The organism is Streptosporangium jomthongense, from assembly GCF_042650425.1.
Lineage (GTDB): Bacteria > Actinomycetota > Actinomycetes > Streptosporangiales > Streptosporangiaceae > Streptosporangium.
This window is the reverse complement of the sequence record NZ_JBHSBC010000021.1, coordinates 114,233-129,564: the sequence shown is the minus strand read 5'-3', so window position 1 is coordinate 129,564 and position 15,332 is coordinate 114,233. Positions and strand designations below refer to the sequence as shown.

The following is a 15,332-nucleotide window of genomic DNA, read 5'->3' as shown; positions in this document are numbered from 1 at the left end:
GGTCGGCGGCGACGTCATGGTCTCCAGAACCAGGAACGCCCTCACCCTCTACCAGCCCCTCCAGGCCGTCGACGGGATCAAGATCCGGCTCCACGACACGATCCTGTACAACTCCATCTACCGCGTCGACAACGGCCTCCTGGTCAACCTGCACATCTACGGCACCCGCGCCCCCGAAGCCCCCGTCATCTACGTCACCGGCAACGAACCCGACAGCACCGCCACCACCTACCTCGACAGCTTCGAACGAGTCTGGTCCGGCGCAGTACCCGCAGCTCAGAGCAGCTGACGACACTCATTCCAAGATCGAAAGAAACTTATCTGTCCGTCTTCAAGGGCGATCCGCCTTCGGCGGCCCGCCGCGCGTCGGGCGGTCGCTGGCCGCGCTGCGGCTCTCCGGCCGGTCGCGGCCAGCACCACCCACGCGCCAATTGTCCGTCTGAGCAGCGATACCGCTATCGTCTCTTCGAAGCTATCAAGGTGGGACACACAGGCAGGAGGAACCCCCTGCGCGCTACCCCAGACCGAGTACTCTGTGCGATCCTGCTCAACCCACCACTACGGCCTGCAGAGGAAACTGTAACGTACCGTAATGTCACAGCGGCTCTCTCTATAACTGGTTGCCAGAGCCTCTCTCTCGTCAACCTGCTAGCTGTCCCGTCCAAGGATCTCCCATCGCTCAATCAGACCCCAATCTCCGCGCGTGAGATCGTTATCTCCCGTGAAAAGTTAAGGAAGTCGATCACGCATAGTGATGAGGTGTTAGTGGCGTGGGGCATGGGTGGTGGAACTGGAATGCTTAGGCAGCTCCTTAAGGACCAAGTGACGTACGTTCGAGAGGTGCTCCGTGAACAAGGGGTTCGCTCCGTTTGGACACTTGAGGGGAAACCACGGCATCCCTCACGCTGGCACCAATATCTAGGGCCTCAAAAAAACCGCGTCCCAGGCAGTTCCTTCCAAGATCGCCTTAACCGCGCGCTCGTCCCCTTGCTGCTCGATCAGCCAGGGATCACCGTGGCCGAAGACTCCTTCTGAACAACAGGGGAGCTTCGCCGCTCCGCCCGCCTTCACCCCCCGGCCAACCGTTAGCAAGATCGCTATACGCCATTCTGATTTCGACCTGCCTACAAGCATGCGACACACTAAGGTCTTCCCTTAGCGAGTTACGAGGAGCCTGATGACCAAGTTGTTCGACCATCTGAGTTCTGGCACCGTCCTCTACACTACTGAGGTCGGAGCTCAGCTCTGCGGAGAGAGTCAGAGCCTACTCGCTGAGCTCCCGCCCGAGAGCGTCGACCTGTTCATCACGAGTCCTCCTTTTCCTTTGCTACGTAAGAAGGCATATGGCAATGAGGACCAGAAAGAGTACGTAGCGTGGCTAACGGCGTTTGCAAAACTGGCTCATACTGCACTCAAGCCTACGGGAAGTCTGGTCATCGACATTGGTGGTGCCTACCAGCGAGGGCGACCAGTGAGGTCGCTTCATCAATTTCGAGCCCTGATCGCCTTTATAGATGAGCTCGGCTATTTTCTCGCCGAAGAATTCTACTGGTTTAATCCAGCGCGACTTCCATCTCCAATTGAATGGGTTAATAAGCGCAAAATACGAGCCAAAGACGCAGTTAACACAGTCTGGTGGCTCTCAAAAACCGATCTTCCCAAGGCAGATATCTCCAAGGTCCGGATACCGTATTCAGATTCCATGCAGCGTCTCCTACGCAACCCGGAGGGGTATTATCGCCCCAAAGATCGCCCGTCAGAGCACGTTATCGGCAGTGCATTTGGACTGGACAACGGCGGAGCTCTTCCACCCAATCTCCTTGTAATACCGAATACAGAGTCCAATAGCTTTTATCTTCGGATGTGCCAATATCTGGATACACCTAGTCATCCGGCACGATTTCCCTCAGCCCTGCCTGAATTTTTTATCAGAATGCTGACCGAGCCAGGCGATGTAGTAGTTGACTTTTTTAGCGGCTCAAATACCACGGGCAAAGCAGCAGAAGATCTCAATCGCCGATGGCTGGCTTTTGAGAAAGATCGGAAATACGCGGCTCTTTCAGCTCTCAGATTCCTAGAGGATCAGCCACCAGAGACAGTCAAGAAGCACTACGAAAGTATACTGGCAGGGCAGAAAATGGAGCTTTCAGCAGCTAAACCGCCCCAGTCTTCTGGCGATGCTGAGGCCAGAAGAACGGACGAGCCCTCCGCCTTATTCTAAGCTTTTCAGGCTCTCGTCTGATTCTTCATAACCTGGCACTATATCGCTGAGACTGCCGATAACCCCCTCCTCCAAATGACGCAACAACAAAATCAGCCCCTTACTCATCAAGGTTTCGACAGCTCGTAATGGTTCTCCGAGTATTTGGGAGTCTGGGTAAAAAATCTTGACTGCGGATCGCATCAATCGGTCAGGGTCAATACTACCCTCGTTATAACCCGTCCGACCTGGGGTGCCAAATCCGGATCCTCGATCTAGGTCCAGCCTATGTTGAACGGCATAGGCAAAGCCAAGCCGCCCGAGATCGAGCTGATGATTAAAAGAAAACCGCTTCTCCAACTGCTGAACAGCCTGCAGCGCTTCGACACTGAAAGCTACCGTCTTGATATCGCTCATTACATATAACCCTTGGGAACAATTTTGGTGTGTCTAGAAGATACTCTCTCAAGCTCGTATTCAGCAATCAGGTGATGATCGAGAGCCCGAGCAGCTTCTCTTTCGTCAAACTCGCCTTTGAAGGCTAGTAGAATTACTTGATCTGCCATTTGAGGCAGGGCTGCGACAACTTTTCGTGTGTTCTCATGGTCTAGACGCCCGAATGGAGAGTCCATTACGACGGGTCCACGAACGGACGCTGAGTGCTGGAGTGCCGCAATCAACGACAAAGCAACAAGATGCTCATAGCCAGCCGAACGCCCACTTACTATTTGTCCGTTTAAGTCTAGAATCTCTAGGCCATAGTGCTCTGTAATCTTAAGGCTATTATAGTCCGGCTCTGAAGCTATCCGACGAAATATATTCGATGCTGTCTCCTCCACGCGCAGCCTTAGTTTATCTCGATAAACATCGATTGATCTTTCGAAGAGGGTAGACAGCTTTCTGGAGACGTCCTCCTTGCGGCTGGTTGCCGGTTCCGGAGAGAACCGATTCTTACTCAAATTCGCCTGCAGGTCATCGATGGCAAGTTCTTTATCTTGGATTTGCCGTGCGATACTGTCAATATCACCCTTGAGACGCCCAACGAGGTCCTGCCGCTCCTTCCGCTCTTTAACTAGGCGTCTCACTTCCTGCTCGTCTGCGATGTCTGCAAGCTCCTCTTCGAGCTCCCGAATATCAGTCTGTGCAGTGTCCAACTCTAGCCGCAGATTTCGCAGCGACTTATCGCGCTCGCGGACGAGTCGCCCATCATGTCCTGCTAGACCTTGCAAGATCTCCATACGCTCTTGAACATCGCGGCGCTGACGCTCCAGTGCTTCGCGTCGCTCGCTGCTTGCACTCCTCCTGATGCGCTGCAGCATCGCGGCCTTATCCGCAGCGTCCAGCGAGCTCGCACATACAGGGCAATCATCGCGTGACTCGAGGTGATACAAATCACGAAGTGATGCGTAGGTCGTATGCAGGTCTGAGTCGGTATCTCTAAGGTCTCGCTGAAGGTTGACCAGCTCTCGTCGGGCGGGAGCAGCTAGGACAACCTGCCACAACTCTGTTGCGGATTGCGCCAGGTCTTCCTCCGCCTTGGTAATCTTCCTCAAAAGCTCCGCCTCTTGATTGCGGAGCATATCCAGCTGAGTCAGCAGCCGCTCTGAGCGCTTTGCCTCTCTGAGTTTCTCCTCAATAACGCCGATACGTTCTTCATGTCCACGAACTTCACGTTTCTGCTTGGAGAATTCCTTGAGAAGTTCGTCCCGGAGATCCTGTGCCTCCCTTAGCGCGATACCGAGTCGCTGAGTCTTCTCATTTGCTGCCGCTAGATCGGCGAGTCGCCGGCCAGCCGCCTTCCGCACTTCCTCTATATCGCGGCGGGCATTAGCTACGATCGGCACGCCAAGGACCCGTTCAATAGCCTCCTCTAGCTTTGCACCCTCCTCGCTTCCCTTGTCCAATAGGTCCTCATACTGACGCAGTAGTTCTCCGTCAAAGAGAAAGAATTGACTGATGCTCACAGGAGCGATTGTCTGCAGCAGACGCTCCGCCTGAGTCTGCGAAACCGGGGTTCCGTCCTTCTCTAGCCGTAGCATGATGCTCGGATCACTATTTTCGTCGTATCGACGCGTCAAACGATAACGAGAATTTTCGTGAGAGAACTCTAGGATCGTAGCAAATTTGCCATACCCAATTTGTTTTCTCGCCTCACTATTGACTAGGTCTGCCGCAGCCGCCTCCCCGCGTCGACCGAAGATTCGGCCATACAGTGCCCAGCGAAACGCGTTGTGTAGTTTCGTTTTTCCTTGCCCGTTCTGCCCATAGACAATATAAACCCCCCGAGACTTCTCGAAATCCAGGCTTTGCGTTCCGAAATAGGGGCCGAAGTTTTCTATTGTGAGACGATGAAAAACCAGCACAGACTAGACCTCCTCTTTGCCAAGGTGCTGGGCGACCCAGCGGCTGATTGCTTGCTCTGTTTTACTTCTCGCTTCTGCTTGATCTTCAGAATGAAGTCTCTGCATAGTCAGCACTTCTGCAACAAGGTCCGCATCCAGATCAGGGAAGTCGCGTTGCCGGATTTCTTCGACCGTGGCATAAAGTTCAAATCCTTCGATCGGCTGATCATTGTTCACCTTGTCCCCCGTCCCCAAGCAGATGTGACGCCTCCTCTTCAAGCCCAGACTGCCTGAGCTCGTCCAACTGATCAAGGGGTAGGCCCATCTCAATCCACCGTCGTTGCAGAATCGACATGCCCGACTTACCCAGCGACCACTCAGCGAACTGGACCGCTCTCGCTAGCTCACCCACAACCAGCGACAGGTTGGGATCATTCTGTTCTATGTGGGAAGGAAACGCGAGGATGTCTATCAAAGTAGCTGTCACCTTGCCTGGCGCACGGCGAAGCACCCGTCCCCTTCGCTGGATGAATTCTCTTGGATTTCGGGATGACGCAAGGATCAGCGCATGCGTTGCAGAGGGAATATCTACTCCCTCATCCAGGCACCTGATTGCCACAACTATCCCACCGGTCTCTTCAAAGAGTTTAAGGGTGGTGTGGGCGTCACCAGCCATCTGACGATGGTATTCCCATGCGACAATGCCTCGCTGTCGGAGCCCTGCGATAACTTCCTGAAGTTGCCCTTGGTTGTCGCAGTAAATGAGCCATTTCGCGTTAGCGTTTGGTCTGTAATTTTCGACGACAACGTCTACAGCTTGATCAATCTTCCTGCTTGCATTTTTGGCTATCCGAGCTCGCTCGATTAGTTGCATCAGAAGACGCTCGGCAATTTCTGGCCCAGAGCCTGTCCGGCGCGACTGTGCGTATAGCCGGCGGATACGCGACGTTCTTAGGTCCCACTCCATCTGCTCGGAGTTGGTCAGCTCAACCCAGTGCGGGATATACCTATATGGAGCAAGAACTCCATCATCCAATGCTTGTTTAAGGGTATAGGTGTGTACGATTCCACCAAAATAATCTAGAATCGCAGCAGTACCGCTAGGGTCATTCGCGCGCTCCGGCGTAGCGCTTAGTCCAAGCCGTACGGGAGCATCAATCTTGTCGATGATCCCACGGAATATTGGACTACCGAGGCGATGGACTTCATCGGCTATAAGAGCAACCTTCTTCGAAAGTGGACGAACTTGCGCTATAAAATCAGTCGATGCCGCACTATTCATAATTGCTACCACTGCATGCGGCTTCTCTCCTGCAGCTTGCTCGAGCGCCGCGCGTACAAGGCCGTTCCTGTTCCAGCGGTCATTTCCTCCGCCACAGAGGATCACCCGTGCCCCGATGATGTCTCGAAGGTTGCCAGCCCACTGATCGAGAAGGAGCGTTGATGGTACAAGTATTAATGGGACATATCCTCTTCGCAAAATGACATCAGCGCAATAGAGGGCACTCACTGTCTTGCCAGCGCCGGTCGCATGCGCAAAGATTCCTCTGCAGTCATTATTGCGCCATGCCGTCACGGCTTCCTTTTGGTGCGGTAGAAGCGATAGCCCTCCAATTGATGGCTCTTCGGTCGTGTCGCTGGGGCGAGGCTGATTATCTCGTAGCTGTGTTAGAGCCTCGTTTAGATCAAAATCTTCTGCGACGCGCTCAAGTTCTTCCCGAAAATGATCGGGTAGGCTTATTATGGTGACGCCATGCGCTTCCCCTCGCCATAGGCGTTCGAAGCGCGAGGCAGCATTCTGGGCGCGTTCACTGTCACGTTTATCTTCCCATGAGGGCCAAACATCGATTGACTCGATATTTCCTGCAGGCGAGAGCCCTAGGAAGCTTTCGTTCAAAGAGCCGCGGAAGCCTACAATGTTCATTTCACGATCAGAAAAGAGGCCAACCTTATCATGAAACATGCGTTTCGCTTGCGATGTAGCGCGATTTGTGACGCGGGCTAGCCGAATGTCTAGATGTTGAGAAGCGATCAATGCTGCAAGCAGTCGCGTACTGTCTCCTTGAAGCGGGTCCGCGAGCATCTCGCGTAGCTCACGATGCAGTCGTGCTGCTAGGTCATCTATGTCGCGTGCTTCGTAGCCATAAATCAAGCCATCGGCGTCTCTGTTCGATAGCTGCGGTGAACAGATGAGGCGTATCCGGCCAGCATTATTGGTTACAAATTCGCTCAGACCTGACCAAATTAGATGATATACCGTCGAGCTGAAGAACCCTGTTATGCGGTCGTACCGAACCGACGCCCTAAGGCAAGGGTCGTAAAAGTCTCGCGCTATGTTGTCTGATTCAGATGTGTACTCTGTCTGCAAGTGTCCTATATCTATCAGCATACTTCAGACCACCCCATCCAAGAGGGACTTATTGCTCAAAGCTATTCGCTTCTCAATTGCCTCAATTAGTCGTTCTGGCCGTGACGCCAACATTTCCTCTGTGCGTGCTAGGCGCTTTAATGGCCTTTCTGCAATCGCCAGCCCGTGTGTCACTGCGCTATAAATTAAATCGGGAGGTGCCTGGCAGCTGGATGAGAAGGCGAATCCTCCTTGGGCATCGTGTAACTCTGCATCCCACAGGATGAAAACGCGGAGATCGGCGTGATATCCGATCAGAATCGGACGTATTCCACCGGTTCGGTCAAAGGTAAACCTTTTCCCGCTTTCTCCATTTACGGGATTGCCGGAGGTGAGCTGTATTTTAAATGTATCTACCTGGCGTTCAGAGGCGTGTTGCGTAACTGAATATAGATAAAAGCGGAGTTGTCGAGGGAGTGGGATGCGACATTCCAAAAGAAGGGGTTTCGTCTTCATCTGGTCATCGGAAGGCGCTTGACGAAGACATGGGCGTAGAGCTCTCGTCAAGGTCTTCGGTAGGTAGCTCTTGGTGCCTGTGTAGATTGGGCGCGATGTACCCTGAAAGACCTCATCGGGCTCCAACGCCCACTTTGGCCATGCAACCTCAAATGGGAGGGCCTGTTGGCTGCTCTGTGCTTCGCCGAACTGCTGCGGCAGGTGGGTTTCGGTCATCTCCCTTGTCATACCTCTACGCCTGGGGGCTTGGCAGACTTCCCTTCAGGCGATAGTAGACGCCTCCTCTGACACTTTCCTGCGGATGCGGTAACGCTCAGTGCGTTACTTCTTGTCGAGAGCCGTTTGTCCGACTACGCAGAATAAGTTCATAGAGTAGCGAAATTGTGACTGATTGTCACTGTGGGCGTACGGCGGAGACATGTGGTACGGACAGAGGAACAGGTACACGCCTGTTGAACAGGAGGGATAGGAGCGGTCACGTCTTCGCGCGGGTGAGCGGTTCGAGGGCGGAAGGCCACCCGTGACATCGCCCAGGACTTGCGGGTTAGGCGGGTTAGTTGGAACTCCTAACGCAATGAGCTGAGGCGGCGCCAGCAGATCAAGGCGCAGCCGAGCTTAGGAAATGCCTCGTAGATGTCGTCGCGCACCTCCCAGCGGATACGCAGACGGCGGAGGTGGTGCAGCAAGGCGAAGGTCGGCTCCACGACCCAGCAGTGTTTGCGCAGGTTGAAGCCGTGCTCGGTGCCGCGTGGGCGATCAGCGGGCGGATGCCCAGGCCGCGGACCTGCCTGCGGTACTCGTTGTGGTCGTAGCCGCGATCGGCCAGGACGACGTCGGGCCGTCTGTGGGGTCGGCCGCGCTTGCCGCGTACCGGTGGAACACGTGCAGCAGTGGCATCAGCTGGGTGGCGTCGCCCGCGGTTGCCGCTGGTCAGGATTGCGGCGAGCAGGATGCCGGTGGCGTCGACGATCAGGTGGTGCTTGCTGCCGGATCGTCCTCGATCGACGGGGCTCGGGCTGGTCTTTTAGGGCTCTGATGTAGGAGGAGTCCATCACGGCCGGGAAAGGTCGATCGCTCCTGACGGCGTGTTTGAGAGCTGATCGTGAGGCTGTCCCGTGGTGGGGTAGGAATGCAGACATGACACGACAGCCCTTTCTATCCCTCTGATCTGACCGATGAGCAGTGGGCGCTGATCGAACCGCTGCTGCCTGCTCCGCATTGGGACGGCCGCAAGGAGAAACATCCGCGCCGGGAGATCGTGGACGCCATCGTGTACGTGGTGCGCACCGGCTGTGCCTGGCGGCAACTACCGGTGGACTTCCCGCCCTGGCAGACGGTGTACTGGCACTTCGTGCGCTGGGAGGACCAGGGCGTCACCCAGAAGGTCCTGGACGTGCTGCGCCGGCGCATCCGCAAACGGGCCGGTCGGGATCCGGAGCCGTCGGCGGCGGTCGTCGACAGCCAGAGCGTCAAGGGCGCCGACACCGTCGGTGTCGGCGCCCGTGGCTATGACGCGAACAAGAGGGTCAACGGCCGTAAGCGGTTCGTGGCGACCGACATCCTTGGTCTGCTGCTGGCGGTGATAGTGCGTCCGGCCGGTGTGCAGGATCGGGCCGGGGCCACGACCTTGCTGCTGGGGCTGTATCTGACCGGTTCGTGCCGGGTGGTCTTTGCCGATCAGGGGTTTGCCGGGCGGTTGGTGGCCTGGGCGCGTCGGGTGCTGTGCATCGTCGTGCACATCGTGGCCAAGCCTGCTGACCAGCGTGGTTTTCAGGTGCATCCCAAGCGGTGGGTGGTGAAGCGGGCGCTGGTCTGGCTGATGTTGCATCGGCGGCTGGTGCGTGATTATGAGCGCAGTCTGCCGATCAGTGAGGCGATGGTCCGGTGGGCGGCGATCAGCACGTTGCTGCGGCGAGCCACGCAAGACCATCCCGCTCAGCGGCCCGGACCACGGCCGCTCGAATGGGTGGTCCGGTGAAGCTAACGATCAGCTCTCAAACACCTACTGAGACCTGAGCTTGGTCAGGAGCATCTCGTGCAGACGCTGCCAGACCCCGGCCTTGTGCCACTCGTTCAATCGACGCCGGCAGATCATTCCTGAGCTGTACCCGAGTTCTTGGGACAGGGGTTCCCAGGCGATGTGGGTGTGCAGGACGAATAGGATGCCTTGCAGGGCCAGGCGGTCATCCAGATGCTTTCGCCCTGGCCAGTGTGCCCACCGCTGGTATTTGGTAGCAATGGCTCGATGACCGCTCACGGTTCGTCGCCGATGCCCCATGGCTTCGGCCGTGCCAACCGGCTAACCCCTCCTGCCGCCGTTCCAGTGAGAGATCAAAGCACAACAGAGATCATTCTGTTAGGCGCTTTAAGGGCTTGCAGACAATTAACTCGCCGAGTTGATCTCTTGCGGGAAAGCGCCGGTGCTGAGGGCGTAGGCGGCGAGGTCTGATGTCGAGTAAAGACGTTTCTGAGTGGGTGTGATGGTGTAGCCAGCCCGGTCGAGCAGGGGCTGGATCTGCCGGATGGCCCGGTTGGCGGTCATGAGGGTGACCTGGAACAGGTCGGCGAGTACTGCTTGGGGCAGGCCAAGGCGCTGGTGCAAGACGGTGATCAGAAGGCGCTCGGGGAGGGTGAGGCGGGGGTGGCGGCCGGTTCCGGCCGCTACTTTCCGCGGGCCGCCGCGCTGGCGGTGCAGATCGGCTTCTCGCTGGTCATGCGCAGGAGAGCCAGCCGGTCGATGAGCCGATCCCATTCTCGCCGCGGCAGGCCGGTCAGGGCAGGGTGAGCCAGCCAGTCCCGGTCGTCTCGATGGCGCCGTGCCGGCGGGCTCGGGGATGGCTGCCGGCCATGCGGGCAGCAGGGTGTAGTTCCACTCGCCGTGCCAGTCGTGGCTGGTGATGGGCAGGCCAGCCATGTGGGCGTCGCTGATGCTGACGCCGGTGGCGTATTGCCCGGTGTCCAGTTCGGCGTGCACCCTCAGGCCGGTCGTGGTGGTGGTCGCAGCGATGGTCGGCACGATGACTTCATGGCTGGTCAGCGGCTTGGCCTGCCAGTTCATCGTGATGTGGCAGAACAACCGGTGCTCGATACGGTTCCATTTGGAGGTGCCGGGCGGGAAGTGACAAACGGTGATCTCCAGGCCGGTCTGCTCGGCCAGCATGGCGAGTTCGGCCTTCCAGGCGCGGGTGCGGTATCCGTTGGAGCCCCCCGCATCAGCGGTGATCAGCAGCCGCCTGGCGTCAGGGTAGGTTCCTTGCCCGGCGCCGTTCCACCAGCGGCGGATGGATTCCACCGCGAAGGCAGCGGTGTCATGGTCGGTGCCGACGTTGCCCCAGCCGCTGTCGGCGGCCAGGTCGTAGACGCCATAGGGGATGGCTTTGCCCAGGTCACGGTTGGGGAAGTCGTGCACGGCGACCTGCACCGGCCGGCCTGCAGGGCGCCATTGACGGCCTGCGGTCTTGAACTCGCCGATCAGTTCCTTCTTCTTGGTGTCCACGCTGATGACCGGCTGCCCGGCTGCCTGGTGGGCTTTGACCTGCTCGTTGAGGTAGCGGAACTGGGCGTCCCGGTGGGGGTTCTGCTTGCCCTCCAAGGTCTTGACGTTGCCTTGGAGGCTGAAGCCCTCCTGGCGCAGCAGGTCCGCGACCGTGTCCGCGCCGATCCGGTGCCCCTGATCGGTCAGTTCCCTGGCCAGACGGCGGGTCGACAGCGTCGTCCAGCGCAGCGGAGACATCGGATCGCCTCGCGTGTCAGGCTCTACCAGCGCCAGCAACGCCGCACGCAATCCTGAGTCGACCTCGATCAGGCGTTTACGGCCTCCACCAGGCCGGCGAACCCGGCTCAGCGGTTCCGTGCCCGCTTCCAGTTCATCGACGCCCAGCGACACTGTCGCCGCTCGAACCCCGGCGGCCCTGGCCACCGCCGCGATGCCACCATGTCCCAGCGCACGCGCCTCGGCGCCCATCAGCAACCGACGCTGCCGCTCATCCAGGTGCGGGAGGATCACCTCGAACTTCGCCGCCAGCAACGCCTCAGTCTCAGCCGCTACGCCCATACCACACCAACGAGCGGCATCTCCGAAAGTTACGGGTTAATTATCTGCAAGCCCTAAGCCTCGGAACATCGTGATACGAGCATGTGCGGTTCTATGGCTGCCGCGCCGCTTCCGGTGCGCGGGCCTGACGGCCCTGTGCTCCGGGTCGGCTTGCCACCGGATGACGAGTTACTCTCACGATCGGATTCAGGGATCATCGGGGGATGATCTTTTGTGGCACAGGTGGTAAGCAGCCTATTTGCGCAGTTCAAGATACCTAACGAGCGGAGTAACCTCTACGCTTCTACAGCGGGTGAAGGGCCTACTGACGTTTCCGGATAGGCTGCTCTGAGGTACGGATCACGACTTGCCACCCGCCGTCAGGTAACTGCTCGATCGGGATTTGCTCTATGACACTTGTGGGGCCAGAAATCGTGATGTCACCAGCCAAGATTTTTATCGCAATGTCTCGTGCGGTATCGATGAGGATGACTGGTCGTGCTTCCCGCTCCATCAGAGAGAGAACTTCGTGTTGCCGCGCTTCGCTAAGATCCTGGACCAGCATGCCCAGTTCCTGAAGCACCTCCGATGGGCTTCCGCGTTCTACTCGGTTGAGGACTGGGGCAACCTTCCCCGGGAGATCTTCGCCGCACTCCTCTAAAGCTGCAAAGAGCGCAGTTGTCCCTGCACTGGGCCGACTAAAAATCTTGATCCCGAAGGCTTGTGGAAAGTAGCTGGCTTGGCGCGTGAGCCGGTCTCCGCAGAGTACACGCCCATGGGCAAGGTTTGTGGCTACCAAGGCCCCCTTTTGGAGATCGCCGGGCTTCTCAAGGACGTTGGTGATGGCAGAAAGTTTTACATCTCCGGACTCTAGTTCCTCCAGTGTAGCTCCGTTAGGTGCGACGACCTGAAGTTTGAGAACACCAGCGATCCGCTCGTTCTCCTCCTGCGCGCGAAGGCTGATCAGCAGCCCAGGGGCGGTCCGACCGTTCATCCGCTCAATCAACCGCTTAGTGAGCATGTCAACTGACGTGAGGAACTCATCATCGCTCCCCGTGTGAAGCTTCCGGAAGAGGTCCTGCGCTTCAGAGTCTTCGAAGACAGCAGGTGGAGGCGAGTCGGACTTGGAGGTCATCCTGCGCATGGCTGCGATGTGTTCTCGTAGGAACTTTTCGACCTCGCTCTCGACCAGCTGCAACTGGGGGGAACGGGGCGAGACGCCCGGGGCCACGCGAGTGTAGGTCATGTGGGTGATGTGAAACATTGCAGCCCCTCTCGGCCAACAGAAGTATCATTATCCATGATTTTGCCAGTAGCTACTCACCGATGATGACCTCTGAGACGGCTAAAGGCTATGCCACGGAATGTGGACAAACTAGGGCAGATATGGCTGATTACGACTTCAAAACACTGTCTCCAACGGATTTCGAGTACTTCGTTTGCGACCTTATCAACACTGAGTTCGGGCTCAAGCTCCACTCTTACCCAGCAGGGCGCGACCAAGGGGTCGACCTGCGGCAAGTTGATACTCAGGACAAGATCACCGTGGTGCAGTGCAAGCACTATGCAGGGTCCACCTGGTCGGACTTCCGAAAGTCGGCTCTTAAGGAAGCTGTCAAGCCCGGAGCGAGAGGCGCCGACCGATACATGATTGCCACCTCGCTTCCTCTAACGGCCTTGAACCACACCAAGATCGTTAAAGAGCTGCGGAGCTTGGGCATTGCGCTGGCTCACGACGATGTATTGGGCGCCCGTGCCCTCAACGATGCCCTCATGAACCATCCGGAGGTCGAACGTCGGCATATCAAGCTTTGGCTTTCCTCCAGCACCGTGGTGGAGGATCTTATCAACAGTGGGCGCTGGCGGCGTACCGAGGCACTTCTGGAAGAGACCCTTGATCGGGCAAGATTCTGGGTCGAGCCGCCAGCCTACGCAGAGGTTTTTCACGTCCTCCGAGAGGAGGGAGTTTGCGTTGTAGCCGGCGCGCCGGGTGCAGGCAAGACGTTCCTCGCAGAGATGGTGGCTTTAGCAGCAAGTCGTGAGGGATGGGAAGTCGTTCATGTGTCGAATTCGATCGAGGCGTGGGACCTTCTGCGGAAGGACGACACGCCACGCCTCTTCTACTATGACGACTTCCTCGGGCAAGCCGAGCTTAAGATTACGGCGACGGAAGAAGGACCTCATCTCGAGTCATTCATCGCGAGGGTCCGGAAGCTTAAAAAGCATAAGCGTCTCATTATGACTACTAGGGAGCAGGTTCTTAGGCAGGCGTCACTAGCAAATAGTGAATCACTGTCCAGGGTAACTAGCGCCCCCATTCCTTATTTGATCGCCCTGTCCACATACGACGTTAAGACTCGGGCTGAGATTCTATTCAACCACTTGTATTTTTCTAGTCTCTCAAATGTAGACCGTCGACAGCTAGCGATTGACAACAGGATCATTAGCCTTGTGCAGCATCCATCTTATAATCCAAGAGTAGTGGCAACAGTTGCCCAGAGGGCAACAATAAGCACGTCAGCCGATACGCTATTGGCTCAACTTAGCCAGATATTGGACGACCCCCACGAGTTGCTCAAAGTTAGCTTTCAAGCATTGAAAGCTCCGGCGAAGGAACTGCTATTGACTCTAGCGACCTTTCCTGCTCGCCCGATCCGACTTGAGGAGCTCAAAAAAATCTGTGGACAGGATGTTACTTCTCTAGAGTGGAAAGAAATATGGCAAGCACTCGAACCCGCTTGGGTCAGATTGGCTATCTCGAGCTTGGAAAAGTCATTGGCTTTCGCAAACCCTGGCTGCCGCGACTTCCTGCTTAACCTTCTAGATGACATCGACTTGGCGGGAGAGCGAATCGATCACATCCAGAGGTTTGAGCAAATTACCGCCTTAACTCAGGCTGCGGGCTTGCTCAGGGGAGTCCCCAACTCGCATCGTTTCCAACGGGCTGAACTCGCCTACGCTCTAACTAGCCGCCGAGATGAAATTGCCCGCTTGATTGGTAAGGTAATTCAGCGTGAGCTCTCCGCCGCAATAACCGAAGCCTCCTCAGCTAGGCTGCTGAGCGAGGTGGCTGCGCTCGCAGCGATATACGGATCTATAGACAGCACTAGATGGCTATGGAATCAAATCTCAAATATTAACTCCGCTCAAAGATTTATGCCGGTCATTGATGGTCTGTCCCTAGCGGTCCGGCTTCTCGATGTACCTCGAGAAGATGAGCTTGAAGCAAACCTGCAAATTAAGAGCCTTGTTAGGAGTGCGGTGACTAACATTGCAACATTAAGGGATCTTGATGCATATGAATCACTTCCAAGCGATCTTCATGATGCCGAGATACATGATGTTGCTCGAAATAAGGCGGCTCTGGTCATTACCCTTGAGCTGGAGCAGTTAATAGAATCAACCACATCTGCCGATATGTTAAGGGAGGCGCTGATTGACTTGCAAGAGCGTGCAGAATGGTATGGTCACTCACTTAGTTTCGATGCATATTTCGATCGCGTAGATGAGTTAGAAATCAACAGTGGTGATTATACTAATTGGCCAGAGAAGCCTCCTGCCTCTTCTTTGAAGCGGGAGACGGTTGCTCAGATTAGACATATCTTTAGCCGGCTTGATGATTCCACTGATTGATCTCTTGTGCTAGCTAGTCCATTAATGACTTATTTGTAGAGCTGAGGGATCGCGAAGTCCATGGGGCAGTGAATCCCCTAGACTCGACGTAGATCTTCGGTGTGTCCGGAGACTGTATAAGTGTCAACCTTAAAATTCTAGGCGGCCTCGCCAATGCTAAACTTTGATCGAAGTCTGCAGGCTGAGTTTTGGTTAATAAACGTGCCTGTCTTCCGCAACTCCTGATTGCGCTGAAGCGTGTTTTGTCAATCCACTGACACA

At 56.4% G+C, this 15,332-nt stretch carries 12 protein-coding genes and 2 pseudogenes; 5 read left to right on the top strand and 9 right to left on the bottom strand.

Features of this window, described 5'->3' with window-relative positions:
* The first annotated feature begins 16 nt into the window (after positions 1 to 16).
* From ACFOYY_RS21415 to ACFOYY_RS21405, 3 genes are all read left to right on the top strand, one after another.
* On the top strand, positions 17 to 289 hold the full coding sequence (locus tag ACFOYY_RS21415) for a hypothetical protein (RefSeq protein WP_386191203.1): 273 nt from the start codon (positions 17 to 19) through the stop codon (positions 287 to 289).
* A gap of 191 nt (positions 290 to 480) precedes the next feature.
* The gene (locus ACFOYY_RS21410) at positions 481 to 1,035 is read left to right on the top strand and encodes a DUF1643 domain-containing protein (RefSeq protein ID WP_386191200.1); all 555 of its coding nucleotides are present in this window, start codon (positions 481 to 483) and stop codon (positions 1,033 to 1,035) included.
* 142 nt (positions 1,036 to 1,177) lie between these two features.
* A complete protein-coding gene (locus ACFOYY_RS21405; RefSeq protein ID WP_386191197.1) occupies positions 1,178 to 2,221 on the top strand; it encodes a DNA-methyltransferase in 1,044 nt (347 codons plus the stop codon).
* On the opposite strand, the gene ACFOYY_RS21400 is transcribed toward ACFOYY_RS21405, so the two are convergent.
* The 6 genes from ACFOYY_RS21400 to ACFOYY_RS21375 all read right to left on the bottom strand — a co-directional run bounded on the left by ACFOYY_RS21400 (position 2,213) and on the right by ACFOYY_RS21375 (position 8,354).
* Positions 2,213 to 2,617: a hypothetical protein gene (locus ACFOYY_RS21400; protein WP_386191194.1), complete on the bottom strand. Its 405-nt coding sequence runs from the start codon at positions 2,615 to 2,617 to the stop codon at positions 2,213 to 2,215. The genes ACFOYY_RS21405 and ACFOYY_RS21400 overlap by 9 nt on opposite strands.
* On the bottom strand, positions 2,617 to 4,563 hold the full coding sequence (locus ACFOYY_RS21395) for an AAA family ATPase (protein WP_386191191.1): 1,947 nt from the start codon (positions 4,561 to 4,563) through the stop codon (positions 2,617 to 2,619). The genes ACFOYY_RS21400 and ACFOYY_RS21395 overlap by 1 nt, the downstream gene beginning before the upstream one ends.
* 3 nt (positions 4,564 to 4,566) lie before the next feature.
* Entirely contained in the window at positions 4,567 to 4,779 is a 213-nt protein-coding gene (locus ACFOYY_RS21390; protein ID WP_386191188.1) for a hypothetical protein, read from the bottom strand.
* Complete coding sequence (locus ACFOYY_RS21385) at positions 4,769 to 6,625, bottom strand: DEAD/DEAH box helicase family protein (RefSeq protein WP_386191186.1); 1,857 nt, start codon at positions 6,623 to 6,625, stop codon at positions 4,769 to 4,771. Before ACFOYY_RS21385 ends, ACFOYY_RS21390 begins: the two co-directional genes overlap by 11 nt.
* Positions 6,626 to 6,934: 309 nt before the next feature.
* On the bottom strand, positions 6,935 to 7,405 hold the full coding sequence (locus ACFOYY_RS21380; RefSeq protein ID WP_386191621.1) for a hypothetical protein: 471 nt from the start codon (positions 7,403 to 7,405) through the stop codon (positions 6,935 to 6,937).
* 598 nt (positions 7,406 to 8,003) lie between these two features.
* On the bottom strand, positions 8,004 to 8,354 hold the full coding sequence (locus ACFOYY_RS21375) for a transposase (RefSeq protein ID WP_386191618.1): 351 nt from the start codon (positions 8,352 to 8,354) through the stop codon (positions 8,004 to 8,006).
* Between the two features lie 219 nt (positions 8,355 to 8,573).
* Here ACFOYY_RS21375 and ACFOYY_RS21370 point away from each other — a divergent pair, with 219 nt between their 5' ends.
* Positions 8,574 to 9,383, top strand: coding sequence for an IS5 family transposase (locus ACFOYY_RS21370; protein WP_386191615.1), 810 nt, complete (start codon positions 8,574 to 8,576; stop codon positions 9,381 to 9,383).
* Positions 9,384 to 9,419: 36 nt separating this feature from the next.
* On the opposite strand, the pseudogene ACFOYY_RS21365 reads toward ACFOYY_RS21370, so the two are convergent.
* The 3 genes and pseudogenes from ACFOYY_RS21365 to ACFOYY_RS21355 all read right to left on the bottom strand — a co-directional run.
* A pseudogene (locus ACFOYY_RS21365) lies at positions 9,420 to 9,652 on the bottom strand (transposase); the annotation flags it as partial.
* Positions 9,653 to 9,788: 136 nt separating this feature from the next.
* Positions 9,789 to 11,459 (bottom strand): annotated as a pseudogene (locus tag ACFOYY_RS21360) (ISAzo13 family transposase).
* A 301-nt stretch (positions 11,460 to 11,760) separates the two neighbouring features.
* The gene (locus ACFOYY_RS21355) at positions 11,761 to 12,702 is read right to left on the bottom strand and encodes a hypothetical protein (protein ID WP_386191184.1); all 942 of its coding nucleotides are present in this window, start codon (positions 12,700 to 12,702) and stop codon (positions 11,761 to 11,763) included.
* Positions 12,703 to 12,824: 122 nt separating this feature from the next.
* On the opposite strand from ACFOYY_RS21355, the gene ACFOYY_RS21350 reads away from it, so the two are divergent.
* A complete protein-coding gene (locus tag ACFOYY_RS21350; protein WP_386191181.1) occupies positions 12,825 to 15,071 on the top strand; it encodes an nSTAND3 domain-containing NTPase in 2,247 nt (748 codons plus the stop codon).
* Positions 15,072 to 15,332 lie beyond the last annotated feature (261 nt).